General features: G+C 60.5%; 13 protein-coding genes. 6 read left to right on the top strand and 7 right to left on the bottom strand.

Going from position 1 to position 18,668, the window contains the following annotated elements; genetic code table 11:
• Positions 1 to 3: 3 nt before the first annotated feature.
• On the bottom strand, positions 4 to 1,257 hold the full coding sequence (locus tag QZT71_RS08035; protein ID WP_295914856.1) for an ABC transporter permease: 1,254 nt from the start codon (positions 1,255 to 1,257) through the stop codon (positions 4 to 6).
• Positions 1,254 to 1,943: an ABC transporter ATP-binding protein gene (locus tag QZT71_RS08030; protein ID WP_295914852.1), complete on the bottom strand. Its 690-nt coding sequence runs from the start codon at positions 1,941 to 1,943 to the stop codon at positions 1,254 to 1,256. Before QZT71_RS08030 ends, QZT71_RS08035 begins: the two co-directional genes overlap by 4 nt.
• Before the next feature lie 431 nt (positions 1,944 to 2,374).
• Between QZT71_RS08030 and QZT71_RS08025 the strand changes: the two genes are divergently transcribed.
• From QZT71_RS08025 to QZT71_RS08000, 6 genes are all read left to right on the top strand, one after another.
• Positions 2,375 to 5,203, top strand: coding sequence for a TonB-dependent receptor (locus QZT71_RS08025; RefSeq protein WP_295914851.1), 2,829 nt, complete (start codon positions 2,375 to 2,377; stop codon positions 5,201 to 5,203).
• Between the two features lie 5 nt (positions 5,204 to 5,208).
• On the top strand, positions 5,209 to 6,447 hold the full coding sequence (locus QZT71_RS08020) for a DUF4876 domain-containing protein (RefSeq protein ID WP_295914848.1): 1,239 nt from the start codon (positions 5,209 to 5,211) through the stop codon (positions 6,445 to 6,447).
• A gap of 3 nt (positions 6,448 to 6,450) precedes the next feature.
• Positions 6,451 to 7,947 carry a DUF6850 family outer membrane beta-barrel protein gene (locus QZT71_RS08015; protein ID WP_295914845.1) on the top strand — a complete coding sequence of 499 codons (1,497 nt, stop codon included), beginning with the start codon at positions 6,451 to 6,453 and terminating at the stop codon, positions 7,945 to 7,947.
• Positions 7,948 to 7,965: 18 nt separating this feature from the next.
• On the top strand, positions 7,966 to 9,588 hold the full coding sequence (locus tag QZT71_RS08010; protein ID WP_295914843.1) for a fimbrillin family protein: 1,623 nt from the start codon (positions 7,966 to 7,968) through the stop codon (positions 9,586 to 9,588).
• Positions 9,589 to 9,640: 52 nt separating this feature from the next.
• Positions 9,641 to 11,593, top strand: coding sequence for a 4Fe-4S binding protein (locus QZT71_RS08005; protein WP_295914840.1), 1,953 nt, complete (start codon positions 9,641 to 9,643; stop codon positions 11,591 to 11,593).
• A 66-nt stretch (positions 11,594 to 11,659) separates the two neighbouring features.
• On the top strand, positions 11,660 to 13,831 hold the full coding sequence (locus tag QZT71_RS08000; RefSeq protein ID WP_295914837.1) for a S46 family peptidase: 2,172 nt from the start codon (positions 11,660 to 11,662) through the stop codon (positions 13,829 to 13,831).
• A 373-nt stretch (positions 13,832 to 14,204) separates the two neighbouring features.
• On the opposite strand, the gene QZT71_RS07995 is transcribed toward QZT71_RS08000, so the two are convergent.
• The 5 genes from QZT71_RS07995 to QZT71_RS07975 all read right to left on the bottom strand — a co-directional run.
• Positions 14,205 to 14,855: an HAD family hydrolase gene (locus tag QZT71_RS07995; protein WP_295914833.1), complete on the bottom strand. Its 651-nt coding sequence runs from the start codon at positions 14,853 to 14,855 to the stop codon at positions 14,205 to 14,207.
• Positions 14,856 to 14,902: 47 nt separating this feature from the next.
• A complete protein-coding gene (locus tag QZT71_RS07990; protein WP_295914830.1) occupies positions 14,903 to 16,198 on the bottom strand; it encodes an acetyl-CoA hydrolase/transferase C-terminal domain-containing protein in 1,296 nt (431 codons plus the stop codon).
• Positions 16,199 to 16,201: 3 nt separating this feature from the next.
• Positions 16,202 to 17,515, bottom strand: coding sequence for a pyridoxal phosphate-dependent aminotransferase (locus QZT71_RS07985; protein WP_295914827.1), 1,314 nt, complete (start codon positions 17,513 to 17,515; stop codon positions 16,202 to 16,204).
• Positions 17,515 to 18,099 carry an indolepyruvate oxidoreductase subunit beta gene (locus QZT71_RS07980; RefSeq protein WP_295914825.1) on the bottom strand — a complete coding sequence of 195 codons (585 nt, stop codon included), beginning with the start codon at positions 18,097 to 18,099 and terminating at the stop codon, positions 17,515 to 17,517. The genes QZT71_RS07985 and QZT71_RS07980 overlap by 1 nt, the downstream gene beginning before the upstream one ends.
• Before the next feature lie 81 nt (positions 18,100 to 18,180).
• The coding region (locus QZT71_RS07975) for a thiamine pyrophosphate-dependent enzyme (RefSeq protein ID WP_295914823.1) at positions 18,181 to 18,668 on the bottom strand (488 nt) is incomplete at its 5' end.

Raw genomic sequence — 18,668 nt, 5'->3', positions numbered from 1 at the left:
CTCCTATTTGTTATAACGCAGGGCGTCGATCGTTTTCAACTGTGCGGCGCGGTAGGCGGGGACGTATCCTGCGATCAGGCCCGCAACGACCAGCACGACCGTGGCGCTGACGGCGACACCCAGGTCGAGTGTCGGGTTGAGGAAAATCGAGGGACCCTGTCCCGGGGCGGCGGGCGTACTGTTGATCATGTAGTTCACGATTTCCATGGCCGCCACGCCCAGCACCATGCCGATGTAGCCGAATGCCGCGGTAATCATGACCGATTCGGTCAGAATCAGGCGGATGATCGACGCGGGTTTGGCGCCGAGTGCCTTGCGGATGCCGAATTCGGAGGTGCGCTCCGTGACGGTCACCAGCATGATGTTGCTCACGCCGACGATGCCCGCCAGCAGGGTTCCCAGTCCGATGATCCAGACGAAGAGGTTGATGCCGCCGAAGACAATCATCATGCTCTTGTACTGTTCCATCGTGTTGCGTATCCACAGGGCGCTCTGGTCTTCGGGGTCGTAGTGGTGCTCGGCCGCCAGGCGCTTGCGTATGCGCGCCTCGAATGCCTCCATCTGCGCATCGGTATTGAGGCCGCTGACGGTGATGATGGCGTTGTCCACGACCGGGTCGTTGGCCTTGAAAATCAGCTGTCCGGTCGTAAGGGGGATATATCCCATCGAATTACGCTGCTGTGCGTCGCCTTTGTAGACGCCGGCTACGCGGTAGATGTTATTGTGGATTTTGACGGGCTTGCCCAGCGGGTCGTCGCCGCGGAAAAGGATTCTTTCCAGCGCCTCGTCGATGACGATTACCTTACGGTAGTTGCTGATGTCGGCCTGGTTGATGAAGCGGCCCTTGACGATGTCGACTCCTTCGATTTGCTCGATTTTGGGAAGCGACCCGCGCAGGCTGATGTCGGCGAAACGGTCCAGGTAGGTGGCCGTGGAGCCGCGGTACCATGCTTTGGCGGCGATGTCGTCCACCTCGGGGAATTCGTTTACGAGGATTTCGAGGTCGCGGTTCTTCAGGTCGATGCTGCGCCATTTGTTGTAGCCTGCATAGGCTTTCGAAGTCCAGCCACCGGAAATCGTGATTGAGTTGGTGGCGTAGTTGCCGAAGTTCGACAGCACACCGTTCTTGAGTCCGTTGCCCGAGCCCAGCAGGATGACGAGCATGAAGATGCCCCACGCGACCGAGAATCCCGTGAGGAACGTGCGCAGTTTGTTGCGGCGCACCGAGGTCCATATCTCCAGCAGCAGCTCCCTCATCGCTTTCCGAGTCCGGTTTCGGTGATACTGCTGATAACGCCGTCCGTCAGGCGGATGATTTTGTCCGTCTGGTCGGCAATCGACTGCTCGTGCGTGACGCAGATAATGGTCATGCCCATGTCGACGTTGACGCTGCGCAGCAGGTTCATCACCTCCTGCGAGGTGACGCTGTCCAGTGCGCCCGTGGGTTCGTCGGCAAGGATAATCTGGGGTTTGTTGATAAGCGCCCGGGCGATGGCCACGCGCTGCTTCTGGCCGCCCGACATCTCGTTGGGCATGTGTTCGGCCCACTCTTTCAGCCCCAGCATGTCGAGGTATTCGAGGGCGAGGGCGTTGCGTTTGCGGCGGGCGACGCCCTGGTAGTAGAGCGGCAGGGCGACGTTCTCGACGGCGTTTTTGTAGTTGATCAGGTTGAAAGACTGGAAAATGTAACCGATCATGTTGTTGCGCGCGGCGGCGGCCTGCGTTTCCGAGAGGTCTTTAATCAGGCGCCCGGCCAGGTAGTAGCTGCCGCTGTCGTAATCGTCGAGGATGCCGAGGATGTTCAGCAGGGTGGATTTACCCGACCCGGATGCACCCATGATCGAAACCAGTTCCCCCTTTTCGACCGAGAGGTCGATTCCTTTCAGCACGTGCAGGGGCGAGCCGTTGTTATAGGTTTTGTTGATGTTTTCCAGCTTTATCATATTCTGTCTGCCGTTGTAAAGCGGTTTGTGCGGTTGCGTAGTTACGATTTGTAATCGGAGAGAATGAGGTCAGGGGCAAAGGTAGTAAAATATTTTTGCGAAACAATTTATTTTTATCGAAAATCAATAAAAAATTACTAAACACCAATAAATTCTCCGGTTGCAACGGCAAATATAAGTAAAAAATCCGTACTTTGTATTGCAAAGTACTAAAATTTATAAATTAATCTTCTCGGCCTATATATATGGAACGGGGCAAATACCTGATACAGGTGGGGTTTTAGCAGCAAATCCCTATTAATGGCGATTGTTTCGGATGGACGGATACACTATTTTTGTCCGCAGGAAAATCGGATAAGACATGAAAAAAATGCCCGAAGTGTAACAATAAGTACGCTTTTTTTCTATATTTGTTGCGTTAGGTCAATCATATGAGGAAACTTTTACTACTATTTTTATGCACGATTGTACCGGCCGTCGTGTCGGCACAGCGTCACAATGTATCGGGTCGGGTGCTCATCGAGGACACCGACAAACCGATCGGACAGGCTGTCGTCGAGCTGCCGCAGGCCGGGTTGTGGGCCGTGGCCGACGGTGACGGCAATTTCACGGTGAAAGACGTTCCTGCCGGCAAGACCCGTTTCGTCGTATCGAGCCTGGGATTCGTGACGACGGAAACCGAAGTCGACGTGCGTGCGGACATGGGCCGCATACGGCTCTACGCTCCCGAGGACAACCTGAAGCTGGAGAGCGTCGTGGTGACGGCCAAGGAGGCTCCCAACGCCATGGCCACGTCGCGCACGATCGGCGGCAATGCCATCGACCACCTGCAGATGGTGAATGCGTCGGATATCTCGGCGCTGCTGCCGGGCGGCAAGACGGTGAACCCGAACCTGATGGAAGACAACGTCTTCTCGCTGCGCAGCGGCGGGTCGGCGGCCGGAAACGCCGCGTTCGGTACGGCGGTCGAGGTCGACGGTGTACGCCTTTCGACCAACGCTTCGCTGGGCGATCCCACGGGCGCCAGCACGCGTAACCTCTCGTCGACCAATATCGAGTCGGTCGAGGTGGTGACGGGCGTGCCTTCGGCCGAATACGGCGACATCTCGTCGGGCGTGGTGAAGATTTCGACCCGCAAGGGCAAGACGCCCTACACGGTCGTGCTCTCGACCAATCCGCGCACGAAGCAGATTTCCGCCGCCAAGGGTTTCGACCTGGGGCGCGACCGCGGCGTGCTGAACAGCAACGTCGAGTACACCCGGGCCACGAAGAACCCCACTTCGCCCTATACCTCCTATTCGCGTACGGGCATTTCGCTCAATTACCAGAACACCTTCGCCAAGGTGCTCCGTTTCAATTTCGGCGCTTCGGCCAATATCGGCGGCATGAATACCGAGAACGATCCCGATGCCCAGCGGGGTGAGTGGGAAAAGGTGCGCGACAACGCCCTGCGGGCCAACATGTCGCTCAAGTGGCTGCTCAACAGGCCGTGGATTACGTGTGTGGATTTCGACGCTTCGCTCAACTATGCCGACAACCTCGCCCGCAAGCACACCTATAATTCGAGCGCTGCGAGTTCTCCGGCCGTCCATGCCACGCAGGAGGGATATTTCGTGGCCGAGATGCTTCCGCAGACCTACTATTCCACGCGCTACATCGACTCCAAGCAGCTCGACTATGCCGCCAACCTGAAAGCGACCTGGGTGCGCAGCTGGGGCGACGTCCACAGCAATGCCAAAATCGGCGCCTCGTGGCGCGCCAACGGCAACGTCGGCGAGGGCGAGTACTATGCAGCCCCCCCCCTTGCGCCTAACGGTTACCGCCCCCGCCCCTATACCGATATTCCCTACATGCACAACCTCGCGGCCTATGTCGAGGAGACGCTGACCGTGCCGCTGGGATCGGCTTCGCTGCAGCTGATGGCGGGCCTGCGCGCCGAAAAGACGTTTATCAAGAACACGCAGTACGAGAATACCTCGAGTCTTTCGCCGCGCCTGAACCTGAAATTGCGCATCAACGACCGCCTGACCCTGCGCGGCGGCTGGGGCATTACCGAGAAACTGCCTTCGTTCAACGTGCTTTATCCGCTGCCCGAGTACCGCGATACGCGCGTATTCGCCACCACGTACAGCACCGACCGGAGTATCTACGTCTACCATACGCAGCCCTACGAAATACTCTACAACGACCGCCTGCGCTGGCAGCGCAACCGCAACGCCGAGGTCGGCGTCGATTTGCGCATCGGGGGAACTTCCGTTTCGCTGGTCGGCTATTTCAACCGCACGAAATATCCTTACGAGTTGAGTTCGGCCTACGAGCCGTTCTCCTATAACCTGATGAGCGTGCCCTCGAAGCTGCCCGACGGCTCGAATTTCACCATGCCCGCCAATCCGGCGTTCCGCGTGGACAACCAGACGGGCGAAATCTTCGTCCGCAACCAGGACGATCCCTCTGCCGGATGGATTGCCATGGACGCCACGACCAAACGCACTTTCGTCAAGAACACCTACCAGGACAACGGCTCGCCCGTCGATCGCATGGGCCTTGAATTCGTCGTGGACTTTCCGCAGATCAACCCCATTCGCACGCAGCTGCGGCTGGACGGCGCCTACGGCTATACGAAATACGTCAATGAGGGCGAGGCCAGCTACTATCCGGGCACCCTCACGGGCGGCGAGTTCTTTCCTTACGTGGGTATCTATCCGGACAACGGCGGCAGCTCGGTGGTGACCTACAACGGCCGCAAGACCCATGCGCTGGATGCCAACCTCACGGCTACGACCCACCTGCCCTCGATTCGTATGATTATCACCCTCCGGCTCGAGGCCACATTGGTGAAACGCTCCCAGAACCTTTCGGAGTACAAGGGGCGCAGCTATGCGTTCAACGTGGACGAGGACCGCAATCCCACGGGCGGCAACATCTACGACGGCGACAGCTACACGGCCATCTGGCCCGTCGCGTACCTCGATTTGGAGGGCAACCGCCATCCGTTTACCGACGCCGAACGCAACGACCCGGCCTTCGCCTCCCTGCTGCTGCGCTCCGGCAACGCCTACTCCTACAACAGCGACGGATACGACCCGTACTTCTCGGCCAATTTGAGCATTACGAAAGAGATCGGCGACCATGTGTCCATTTCGTTCTACGCCAACAACTTCACCAATTCGCGGCCTTTCGTCGCTTCGTATGCCACGGGCGTCAAGGCGGTCTTTACGCCCGACTTCTATTACGGCCTCACGCTGCGTCTTAAATTCTGAAAACGATGAAAAAGTTATTTTGCATATTGTCATGTTTGCTGGCCGCGGCCTGCACGTCGTTCGAGAAGAATCCCTACGACGGTGCGCTGCGCACGCTGGACGTCAGCCTCGTTTATCCCGCCGACTACGCCCAGTACCTGCGCGAGGGCGTTACGGTCAAACTCACCGACCGCAATACGAGCAACGTCTACACCGGCCTGACCGATGCGCAGGGCCGGGCAGGGTTCTGTGTCGCCGCGGGCCATTACCGCCTTTCGGTACTCGACAAGGCCGCTCCGGAGATGATTTTCAACGGCGCCGTCGAGCAGATCGACCTCGCCCGCGCGGATGCCGGGGTGGAAGTCGAGCTGAAATACGCCAAGCCGGGCAGCATCCTCGTCAAGGAGGTTTATTCGGGCGGCTGTCCCGAAGACCCGCCCTCGACGGGCGTCTATAAAAAGGACAAGTACATCGTCCTGCACAACAACTCGTTCGATACCTATTACCTCGACGGACTGTGCCTGGGCATGGCGGCTTCCTACAACTCAAATGCGAACAACCCCTGGACGAGCATCGATCCCTCGGGCAACATCGTGTTCCGCGACTATGCTTCCGTGCCCGATTGCATCTGGGCGTTTCCGGGATCGGGTACCGATTTCCCGCTGGAACCGGGCGAGGATGCCGTGGTGGCTTTCCACGGCGTAGACCATACGCAGACCTACTCCCAGTCGGTGAACCTCAACCAGGATGGATTCTTCGTCCTCTACGATCAGGCGCTCTATCCCGGGAACAAGACGAACCCCACGCCCGTGCCGGGCGACCGCATTGCCCCGTCGCACTACATGAAGGTGCTCAAGAAGACGGGCAAGAGCGGCGAGACCGGAGCCAACACTTACGTGATTTCGGACTTCTCGCCCGCCGTGATCCTGTTCCGGGCCCCCGCCGAAGTCGATTTGGAGGCTTACCTGGCCGACGACCTGCAGTCGACGATAAGCCTGGCCAGCATCGTCTATTCGAAAGTTCCGTGGTCGTGGATTATCGACGGCGTCGATGTCTGCAATACCAGTTCGGCAGTCCGGAACAAACGCCTGCACACCGACGTGGATGCCGGTTATGTCGGCTTCTCGGGTACCTCCCAGTGCCATACCGTGCACCGCAGACTGGACGAAGAGGCCACGGCGGCCGCCGGGTTCGAGATTTACGAAGATACCAATAACTCGTCGAACGATTTTTACGAACGTGAAACCCCGTCTTTGCGTAAATAGCCTATGAAACGGATTTTAACCATACTGATGATATTCGCCGTTTCGGGCGCCGCGGCGCAGGAGCGTTTCGACTACGTGTCCCGCCGCAATCCGTGGAACGGCGGCGTGAACGCCGCGGGGATTCGGCAGGACAGCCTCAACCGCTCCTATGCCGAGGCCTATTTCACCAAGGAAAACGGCGGCATGGCCGGGCACTCGGCGTCGGACGACAGCTGGAACGCCGGAGCGCGCACCGCTTCGATTCGCCATTTCGACAAGGTGTCGTTCGCCGGAAGCTTCGCCTACGACTATTTCGACGGCCGCAACATGTGCGGCTCGATGTTCACCGAACCGGGATATTATCCCGTCGACATCCTCGAGTTCACCCCGGGCCGCAAGGTGCGCGAGGACTATGCTTTTACGGGCGGCGTTTCGGCCGTGCTGGGCAGCCGCTGGACGGGCGGCCTGAAAGTGGAGTTCGAAGCGCAGAACTACGCCAAGCGCAAAGACCTGCGCCATAAGAATACGCGGCTCGATTTCGAATTCTCACCCGGCGTAATCTACCGTACAGGGCGCTTCGCCGCGGGCGTGTCTTACATCGTGGGCGTCAACAGCGAGAAACTCGAGGCCGAGGAGGTCGGCTCCTCGCCCGAGTCCTACCAGGCGTTCTTCGACCGGGGCCTGCGCTACGGTGCGCTGCAGCTATGGGAGAGCAGCGATTTGCACCTTGCCACCAACGGGGTTTCGGGATTCCCCGTCCGGGAAAATACGCAGGGCGCGGGCGTGCAGCTGCAATACGGAGCGCTCTATGCCGACGTCACCTACCGCAACCGGCAGTGCGAAACGGGCGAGCGCGGCATGATCTGGCATGAGTTCGAAACGCACCGGGTGACGGCCAACGCCACGCTTTCGCTCGGCAGCGGACAGCGCAGGCACTTCGTGCGCGCCGATTTCGACTGGCAGGAGCTCCGCAACCGGGAGAATATCGTTACTACCGAAAATATCAACGGCGTGTCGATTCCCCGGATTCACGGCTCGACGCCGATTTTCGGCCGCAAGGGGCTGGACGTGACGGGCGAATACGAATTCAGGAACCGATATACGGACTTGCGGGCCGGAGCCGCCTACTCGCTGCTCAACCGCGAATCGACGCTGATGTACCCCTATGTCAGGGGACAGGAGCTGCACTTCACGCAGGTATATGCACGTGTGATTCGCACGCTGGGCATCTGGGAGGTGACCCTCGGGGCCGATTTCCGCACGGGCGGTTTCGGCGAGCGCGAAAAACGCCTCGAAACGCCCGACCAGCCGGGCGAATACCCGGGACAGCTGACCGCTTACTACGATTACGAAAACGAATACCTCACGGCCGACCGGATAGGGGCGGCGCTCGGGTTGAGGTGCAATATCAAGCGGTTTTACGTCGATGCGTTCGCCCGCTACGAGCATGGCTTCGGCCTGAAATACGTCGCGCAGCCCAACCGCATCGCCGCGACGATAAGCGTGGGATATAATTTTTAACTTCAAAAGGATAGAACTATGAAAAAAATTTTGACGATGGCAGCAGTTGCGGCGATGGCTTTCACCGCCTGCTCGAAAGACGAGGGTGGAGCCGATGCCGGCAGCAGCCCGGTTCGCATCACCCCGACGATTGCCAATCCGTCGCTGACACCCAAAGGCGTTGCGGCCAAAGGCGTGACGCGCGCGACGGATACCGATTTCGAACTGAACGACAAGGTCGGCCTCACCATTACGATGAGTGCCGACGGCAAGGATTTCGTGAGCAACAAGCTGATGACCTTCGACGGCGCGGATTTCACGACGGAGGGTTTGCTCTGGTATGAGGATATCAATGCCACATCGACGCTCTTCGCCTACTATCCCTGGCAGGAGGGTGCGGCTGTTCCCACGGAGTTCTCGGTCAAAGCGGACCAGAGCGGCGACAACTACACGGCTTCCGACCTGATTACCGCCGTGAAGTCGGGCGTGAAACCGACCTTGTCGGCCACGCAGATGACCTTCAAGCACAAGACCTCGCGCATCGTCATCGACGTGACGAACGAATCGGGCTTCGACATCACGAGTATCGTCGTCAAGGGCGCCGTCGGTACGGGTGTCATCGATCCCGCCACCGGCAACTTTACGGCCAAGGCCGATGCCGAACCCTTCGACGTGACGGCCAATACGGCGACCGCCAACAAGGTCTACTATGCGCTTCTGGTGCCGCAGAACGGGGTGCGGCTGGAGGTTACGGTCACCACGGCCGACGGCAAGAAACGCACGCAGACGCTCGGTACGACCGACCTTAAATCGGGTGAGAACCGCCGCATGGACTGCAACGTGCAGCCGGCGGACATCCAGGTGAAATTCAGCGGCCCGATTGCGGGCTGGGAGAACGGCGACGACCTGCTGCCGGACGGCGAAGGACAAATCGAAACCCCGACCGTCGAGTGGGGCGGCGTGAAATACAACATCGTGACGCTCAAGGACGGGCGCACCTGGATGGCCGAGAACCTGCGCTATATACCCGAGGGCAAGACGGTGTCGGGCGACCCGACGGACGGCAACGGCGTATGGTATCCCTGCAACCTCTCGAAAGCCGCCGACCAGTCGCTTGTCGAAACGGCGGGCCTGCTTTACAGCTATCCCGTGCTGTTGGGCATGGCCGATGGATTTACATCGGATAATTACGACAAGTTCGAGGGGGCCCGTGGAATCTGTCCCGAAGGATGGCATATTCCCACGATGGACGAGTGGCTCAAACTGACAGGCGTCGGCGCTCCGGGCAATTTGTCTGATCCCACTTCTCCCTATTATGATGCTGCCAAAGGCGGTGCTCCGATTCCGGTACTTAATGCCGATGGTTTGAATATTGTCGGCTGTGGTTATATCAATGCGGCAACGGCTGTCGCCGTGCCGGCTTACAATGCAGTCGAATCCAAAGCGCCGGATGGTGCCGGCAAGTTCGGCATGGCCTATTTTGCCTCCTCGACGGCCGCGCAGATAGATTACAATACCGCAGGCGATGCCGGCACCGGAATCAAGAAAGTTACCTACCGGGCCGCCATGTTGACGTACAATGCCTCCAACAACCGCCTGACGGTTAGTAACCAGGTTGCACACGGAGCCGCCCCCGTCCGCTGTATCAAGGACAAGGAGTGACCTTTGCCCGCACGCACAAACACGCAAAACACACACACAACACAAACGATAAATGAAACGCAAACCTAACTATCTGAAGCACCTGCTGCAATGGGGCGTACTGGCCGCCATCGCCGGCACGGTGCTTTGGGCCAAATTCAGCGACAAACCCGTCGATGTCGAGGCCTACTGTCCGTTCGGGGGCCTGCAGGCTTTCGGCACTTACCTGGTGAACAACTCGCTGGCCTGCTCGATGTCGATGCTCCAAATCATGATGGGCCTCGTGCTCGCCGTGGGCGTGATTCTTTTCAGTAAACTTTTCTGCGGTTACCTCTGTCCGCTGGGCACCGTCGGGGAGTGGATGGGCCGCGCCGGAAAGAAACTGCACCTGCAGGTCGACGTTCCCTCGGGCAGCGTCGCGGACAAACTGCTGCGCGTGGTGAAATACGTGCTGCTTTTCACGATTCTCTATTTCACGCTCTCGTCGAGCGAGCTGTTCTGCAAGAAACTCGATCCGTTCTATGCCGTGGCTACGGGATTCAAAGGCGAGATCGTGCTCTGGATGTCGCTCACGAGCCTCGCGCTGCTGCTTCTGGGCGGCTTCGTGGTGAAGATGTTCTGGTGCAAGTACATTTGCCCGCTGGGCGCAATCAGCAACATTTTCAAATTTACGCTGCTGTTCGTTATTGCAGCCCTCGGCGGCTGGGCGCTCGGTGCGTTGGGTGTTGCCAACGCATGGGTCTGGACGATCGGCGGCGCATGCCTTGCGGCCTATATCGTTGAGATTGCCAAGATGCGCAGCTGCACCTTCCCGCTGATGTATATCCGGCGTGACGTGAGCACCTGCAACAACTGCGGCCTTTGCGAAAAGAAGTGTCCCTACCAGCTTCCGATTCACGACTACGTGAAAGTGAAGCATGTCGACTGTACGCTTTGCGGCAACTGCATCGGCGCATGTACGAAGGACGCCCTGCAGGTCAACGGCCGCCGTTGGCTGCGCTGGGTGCCGGGGCTGCTGGCCGTGGTGCTCTTCTTCCTCGCCGTGTGGATGGGCTCTACGATGGAGCTGCCTACGATTGACGAGAAGTGGGGCGACTATGAGAAGGTCGAGAACCTGCAGACGTTCGAAATGGAGGGGCTGCAAACCATCAAGTGCTTCGGCTCGTCGAAAGCCTTCTCGGCCAAGATGCAGACCGTGCAGGGCGTATACGGCGTCAAGACTTTCGTGCGCCGCCACGGCGTCGAGGTGCTTTACGACCCCGCCCGTACCGATACGCTGAAGATTCAGGCTGCGATTTTTGCACCCACGCTGCGCAAGTACGCGACCCCGGGCGCGGACATTCCGATGCTCGACGTGGTGAAACTGGGTGTCGAGGGGCTGCATGACCGCATGGATATGGTCTATTTCGGCATGGTGCTCCAGAAAATCAAGGGCGTATACGGTTTTACGTCGGAGTTCGCCTGCCCGGTGGACGTGACGGTTTACGTCGATCCCGCCGCCGGCATTACCGAAAAGATGTTCGAAGAGGCGATTGACGCCGAAGAGCTGGTTATCCCGGTCAAGGAGGGCGAAAAGGTGATTCCGATGCATACCGTGCTCAAGAGCTATGCCATTGCCGGGCAGGTGTCGCGCGAGGAGTTCGCCCAGATCATGTTCCGCGACGTCGAAAAGCTTTCGGGCAAATTCATCGCCAACCTGGAGAAGTGGGGCGACGATGCGCAGTTCCCCAAGGCGGTGTACGAGCTGGCGTTCCCGGGCATCGAGAAACTGCCGATTCGCCAGTCGTTCCCCTATTTCAAGAGTTTCCTCTCGTGTACCGACGGCATTGTTTCGGTCGATTTCGTGCTGCGTGACATGACACCCGTCATGCGGATTCACTACGTGAAGTCGATGTGGGACGATGCGAAGCTCTGGAAAGAGGTTTTCCAGGCTGAAAAATGGACGCTCCGCATGGCCGACGGAACATTCAAGGAGGCCGACCCGCGGCTGAAATTCACGGCCGAGGGAAAGACGGTCCAGGAGTAATTAACCGAATAACCGAACGGGAGGATGCCGGTGACGGCATCCTCCCGTTTACGAACGATGAAAGATATGAGAAAATGGATAGCCTGCCTGGTTCTCGCGGTGCTGTGCCTGCAGCCCGCGTCGGCCGACGAAGGCATGTGGCTGATGCACAAGCTGGGCGATATTTATCCCCGGATGCGGGCCCAGGGCCTGAAAATCAAGGATAAGGAGATTTATAACGAGGCTGCTGACGCGCTTGCCGACGCCGTGGTCGCCGTCGACGGCGGCATGGGCACGGGCAGCATGATTTCCGACCAGGGACTGATGATTACCAACCACCATGTGGCTTACAGCGACATCTGCGCCCTGTCGACGCCCGAGCAAAACCTGCTCGAAGCGGGCTACTGGGCCCGTACGCGCGACGAGGAGATTCCCGTGGCCGGAAAGACCGTGTGGTTCGTGCGCAGGGTGGTCGACGTCACCGACGAGGCCAATGCGCTCAAGGAGGAGATGAAGGCCGCCGGGAAATGGGGCATGATGGCGACCCGCCGCCTTTACAGCGATTTGGAGGAGCGTTACGGCAAGCAGACCGACTGCGAGGTGTCGTGCTACTCGATGTGGGGCGGCAGGATGTACCTGATGTTCTACTACGACGTCTACAAAGATGTGCGCCTGGTGGGTACGCCACCCGTGACGATAGGCGCTTTCGGCGGCGATTACGACAACTGGGGCTGGCCCCAGCACAAGGGTGACTTCGCGCTTTACCGCGTCTACGGCGATTGCAACGGCCGTCCGGCGGAGTATTCCGCCGACAACGTGCCGCTGAAGCCCCGCCGCGTACTCCGGATTGCCACCGGGGGCGTGCACGACGGCGATTTCTCGATGGTCATCGGTTTCCCGGGGCGCACGAACCGCTATGCTTCGTCGTTCGCCGTGACCGAGAGGCAGCGAATCAAGAATCCGATTGTCGTGGCGAACCGCCACGACCGGATGGGAATTCTCAAGCGCCATATGGAGCGCGACCCGAAGGTGCGCATGCAGTATTCCGATGCCTATTTCGGATTGAGCAACTACGCCGATTACGCCAAGTGGGAGAACAAGTGCCTGCGCCGCTTCGACGTGGTGTCGATTCGCCAGGCCGAGGAGAAACGCATGCAGGAGTGGATCGAGGCCGACCCGGAACGCCGGGCGGAGTGCGGCGGCCTGCTCGCCGACCTCGCACGCGGCTATGAGGCGCGCCGGAGCGCCGAGCGCGACCTCAATTATTTCCGCGAAGCGTGGCTCGGGCCGAGCGAAGCGCTGCTGGTGGCCAACCGGGTGTCGTCGTACCTGGGCAAACTCGACCGGCTGAAGCTCGATACGCTCGATGTCCGCTCGAAGGATGCGCAGAGCGTAGTGGCCGGAAGCGGGCGTCTGCGCCGCAATTACGATGCGGCGACCGACCGCGACCTTTTGGCGCGCATGCTGGTGAACTTCACGGCCAACGTGCCGCGCGAAATGTGGGGCGAACAGCTGCAGGCGATGTATGACGCTGCGGGAGGCGATGCCGACCGGATGGCGCGCGAGGCGTTCGACGCTTCGTTCTGCAGCGACGCCGGGCGCTACGACGCTTATTTCAGCCGGAACCGATCCGTTGCGGAGATGCGCTGCGACCCGTTGGTGAGGCTTACCGAGTCGGTGCGCGTGCAGCGTTTCACGGGCGGTGTGGACAAAGCCGAAAAACGTGTCCGGGCACAGGTGGGCAAGGGCGAGAGCCGTTATGCCGATGTGCTTTACGATTTCCGCGCGTCGGAGGGGAATGCCCAGTATCCCAACGCCAATTCGACCATGCGCCTGACTTACGGCAATGTCGAACCCCTGAACCCCTCGGACGGCGTGCATTACGATTCGCGCTCGACGATTGCGGGCTATCTGGAGAAATACAATCCCGACCAGTACGAATACCGTGTCGATAAACACATGCGCCGGCTGATCGAGGCGAAGGACTGGGGACGCTGGGGCGAGAAAGGTACGCTCTATGTCAACTTCCTGACGAACAACGATATTACGGGCGGAAATTCGGGAAGTCCCGTGCTCGACGGCAAAGGACAGCTGGTCGGACTGGCGTTCGACGGCAACCGCGAGTCGATGGCGGGCGACATCTGGTTCCATCCCGAACTGGCCCGGACGGTCTGCGTCGACATCCGTTATGTGATGTGGGTAATCGAGAAATATGCGGGCGCCGGGTGGCTGCTCGATGAGATGCAGTTCGCCAAATAGCCGTCCATTCCCGCAAATACAGACACCTGCCCGAAAAGGCAGGTGTTTTTGTATGGCGGGCGTGACGACCCCGGGAACGATAAAATCCCGGCTGGCTGGATGCGCCGCCTGCGCCGGTTCCCAGTCTATCGGGTCTGCTGCCTGATTCCGGTTTGCTGGGTTTGTTGCGTCGGTTCTCGGTTTATCTGCTGTGACCGGTCTGCCGTGTCGGGTTCCGGTCTATCGGGTCTGCTGCCTGATTCCGGTTTGCTGGGTCTGCCGCGCCGGTTCCCAGTTTGTCTGCTGTGCCCGGCACACCCGGTCTGTCGCACCGGCCGCCGGCCGGTGCAGCTGCAAACGGGCATCGGCCGGGTGCCTGCGCCCTTGCCTTTCTCTACTCCAGCAGCAGCTTCCGGAGCGCCGGGATGTCTTCTGCGATGCAGGTCGGTTTTGCCGCTTCCATCTCTTCGCGGCTGCCGTAACCCCACAGCACACCGATGGAGTCGAGTCCCGTGGCGGCTGCACCCTCGATGTCGAAGCGCCGGTCGCCGATCATCACCGCCTGCCGGGCGTCGCCGATGCCGAGCGTGGCGAGGGCATGGCGGATAACGTCGGCTTTCGCATCGCGCGAGCCGTCGGGCAGGCTGCCGCTGATGAGGGCAAAATCGTCGGCGAAGCCGAAATGCCGGGCGATTTGCTCCGCGAAGTGCGTGGGTTTCGAGGTCGCCATCACCAGTGTGGCGCCGCTGCCGCGCAATTCGGCGAGCAGCCCGGGAATGCCCTCGTAGAGCGAGTTCTCGAAGATGCCCTTCGGGGCGTAATATTCGCGGTATTTGGCGACGGCCGCCCCGGCTTCGGCGTCGCTCATGTCGTAGAACTCGCGGAACGAGTTGCGCAGCGGCGGCCCGATGAACGGACAGAGCGTCGTGAGGTCGGTGACCTCGATGCCGAAGTGGCGCAGGGCGTATTGCACTGCCCGTGTGATGCCCTGCATCGGGTCGGTCAGCGTGCCGTCCAAATCGAAAAAGAGGTATTTCCAGTGCATGGTAGGGGATATTGAAAGGCCCGGCGTTTGCGCGCCGGGCCGTCGGGTTATGCTTTCAACCGCAGGAACGAATAGCCGAAACGTTCGCAGGCGGCCTTTTCCAATTCTTCGCGCACCGTGGGATGGGCCACGGAGATCAACGCCCGCGCGCGCTGGGCGAGGTTGCGGCCCCGGAGGTGCGCCACGCCGTATTCGGTCACGATGTGCTGGACCATGTGGCGCGTGGTCACGACACCTGCGCCGGGCGTCAGCAGCGCCTTGATTTTCGATTCGCCTTTCGGGGTAATCGAGGGGATGGCGATAAATGTCTTTCCGCCCTCGGACAGGGCGCCGCCGTACATGAAGTCGTGCTGCCCGCCCACGCCCGAGATGATGCGCTGGCCGACCGAGTCGGCGCAGACCTGTCCCGTGAGGTCGACCTCCACCGCCGAATTGATTGCCATCACGCGGGGATTCTCCCGGATGCGGAACGGGTCGTTCGTCCACGCCACGTCTTTCATCACGAGGTCTTCGCGGTAGTCCATGTAGTCGTATAACCTGCGCGAGCCCAGCGCCAGCGAGGCGACCGTCACGCCCGGCATCACGCGTTTGAGCGAGTTGTCTATCACGCCGCTTTCCAGCAGCGGCAGTACGCCGTCGGTCATCGCCTCGGTATGCAGTCCGAGGTGTTTGTGGCCGGTAAGCGCGGCCAGCACGGCGTTCGGGATGCCGCCCACGCCTATCTGGAGCGTGGCCCCGTCGGGAATCAGTTCGGCGATGTAGCCGCCGATTCTGCTTTCGACCTCGGTGGGGGTTGCGGACGGCACTTCGACCAGCGGGTCGTCGACCTCGACGGCTGCGGCCAAGCGCGAGAGGTGAATCACGGCGTCGCCGTACGAAAAGGGCATGGCCGTGTTGATTTGGGCGATTACGGTTTTGGCGCACTCGACGGCTGATACCGCCAGGTCGGCCGAAACGCCGAACGAACAGTATCCCTCGGCGTTGGGGCGCGAGAGGTTGAGCAGCGCCACGTCGACGGGCAGCGTCCCGTCGCGGAAAAGTCCGGGAATCTCGCCCAGGAATGCCGGGGTCGTCTGTCCGTAGCCGTCGGCCAGCCAGCGGCGGATGTTGTTGGCCACGAAGAGGCTGTTGACGAGGAACGTCTCCTTGTATTGGGGTTTACAATAGGGGGCATCGGCCCTCCCGACGGCGAATCCGGAGTAGAGTGTGACGTCGGTGAGCTCGGCGGCACGGTCGGTCATGGCCCGGACGAGCACCTCGGGAATCGAGGTGCTGCCCTGGATGTAGACGCTGCTGTGCGGGCGGATGAGCTTTACTGCTTCGGCGGCTGTCGTAAATTGCATAGGCTATCGGTGGTTTTGCCCGAAGGCGGTCAATCGGGTTTCGAGCAGGTCGAACTGTTCGGGGCGGTTGAGTTGCGAAACGCATACGCGGATACCCGGCTGGCGGCTTCCGGTCGAGGTGAGTGAAATGGCGCAGATGCCGTAGAGAAGCAGTTCGCACAACAACTCCGAACTGGAGAGGCTGCCGTAGCCGACCGTGTAGAAAAATCCGTCGCTCACGGCTTCGTCCTGATCCCTGTCGTAGACGATGCGGAAGCCGTGGCGCAGGAAAATCTCCTTCGTCAGACGGGCCCGGCGGGCGTATTCCGAGGCTTCGTCCACGAAGTCGAGCCGGCCGTCGGCCGCTGCGCGGAACATCGCCGCGAGGGCGTGCTGCGCCGAATGGCTCGTGCCCGACGATGCGGCGTAGAGAATCGACAGCACGTAGGCGTCGCCCAGCCGTCCCATGCGGTAGCGCTCCTTGAGCGCCGGGTACTGCCGCGAGTAGAGTTTGTCGGAGATGGCCGCGACGGCGATGCGCTGTCCGGCGTAGCTGAATATCTTCGAGCCGGATATCAGCAGGATGTAATTGTCCGTGTAGCGTGCCACGGTAGCCTGGTAGGGTGCTTCGAAAGGCCGCCCCAGCGGTTTGCGGAAGTCCATGCAGAGGTAGGCGAGGTCTTCGATGACGATTGCATCGTACTTTGTCGCCAGCCCGCCGATGGTGCGGAGCTCCTCCTCGGTGAGGCATATCCACGCCGGGTTGTTGGGGTTGGAGTAGACGATGGCGGCGATGTTGCCTTGCGCGAGGTAGCTTTCGAGCTTGGGGCCGAGTTTTTCGGCGCGGTATTCGTAGATGTCGAACGACTCGGCCGCAATGCCGAGGATCCCCACCTGGCTGCGCTGTACGGGGAATCCGGGGTCGATGAAGAGGATTGTGTCCTTTCGCGGGTCGAGCTGCGAGCAGAGCAGGAACGTCGTGAAACTACCCTGCATCGAGCCGACGGTCGGAATGCACCCCTGCGGCGCCACGCCGACGCCGAGGAATGCGCGGATGAAGCGCGACGCCTGTTCCTTGAGCTCCGGGATGCCGAACATGTTGGGGTACTGCGACGCCACGCCCGCCTGCAGGGCCCGGCATTCGGCTTCGATGCCCGCAGGCTCGGGCGGGAGCCCCGGCACGCCCATTTCGAGGTGCAGGAATTCCATCCCCGTTTCCGTTTCCATGATACGGGCGATGTCGCCCGACTGGCGGATGGTCGCCTGTGCGATATCCGCGATGTCCATGCGCCCCAGTGCGGAGTCGAGCACGCTGCGGTCGATTGGGAGTTTTTCCATTATCGGGCCTGTTTTTGTGCATATTCGTAACCTGCGCGGAATGCCGCGAGGTTCATTTCCACGACCTGCTCGCCCTTGCGGGCGAAGATGGCGCGGATGCCGGCCTCCAGTTTCCCGGCGTCGATGCCGAGGAACGGCGCTGCGGCGCCCAGCAGGACGATGTTGGCCGCGCGGGGCGATGCGGCGGTTTTGGCAATGGCGTCCACGTCTATCGCCACCACATGCGGCAGGGCGCCGAGTTCGCCCTCGAGCGCCTCCGTGTCCGGGTAGTTCGGGATGTTGATTAGCGGGGCCGTGTTGGTGATGACCCACCCTTCGGTCGAGAGCCACGGCAGGTAGCGCAGCGCCTCCATCGGCTCGAGCGAGATGATGATGTCGGCGGCGCCCTGCGGAATGAGGTCGGAGGCGATTCTGTCGGAGGAGATGCGCAGGTTCGACTGCACGTCGCCTCCGCGCTGGCTCATGCCGTGGACTTCGGCCTGCTTGATGTGCAGGCCCTCGTCGAGGGCCGCTTTGCCGATGACCGTGGCGATGGAGAGGATGCCCTGTCCTCCTACGCCCGAAAGTATGATGTCCTTTTTCATATGTGTCCGTTGTTTGCTGGTTGTTGTACGTTGCCGCATTTTTTGCCGGCCGTGTTTTTGCCTCCGTCGGTACCCGCGGCCCTATTGTTTCTGTTTGGCTGCATTGTGGCGCTTGGCGGTCTGGATACACTCGCGGCGCGGGATGATGACCGATACGCCGTCGTAGGCGATTTCCTCGCGGAGCATCGTCTTCATCTGCTCGCGGTTTTTCGGGAGCGGCACCACCACGCGGATGTGCGCCGGGTCGACGCCGATGCCGGCGCATATCTGCTCGAGGCGTCCCGTGCCGGCCGAGTTCTGTCCGCCGGTCATGCCCGTGGTGAGGTTGTCCGAGATGACGACCGTGATGTTCGTCCCCTCGTTCACGGCGTCCAGCAGGCCTGTCATGCCCGAGTGGGTGAACGTCGAGTCGCCGATGACGGCCACGGCGGGATGCTGTCCCGCGTCGGCCGCGCCTTTGGCCATCGTTATCGAGGCGCCCATGTCGACGCAGGTGTCGATGGCGTGGAACGGCGCCAGCCATCCCAGCGTGTAACAGCCGATGTCGCTGAATACCTTGGCGTTTTCGT

This window comes from uncultured Alistipes sp. (assembly GCF_902388705.1).
In the GTDB taxonomy this organism is placed as follows: Bacteria; Bacteroidota; Bacteroidia; order Bacteroidales; family Rikenellaceae; genus Alistipes.
Note: the sequence above shows the minus strand (reverse complement) of the source record. Positions and strands in the feature narration are given on the sequence as shown.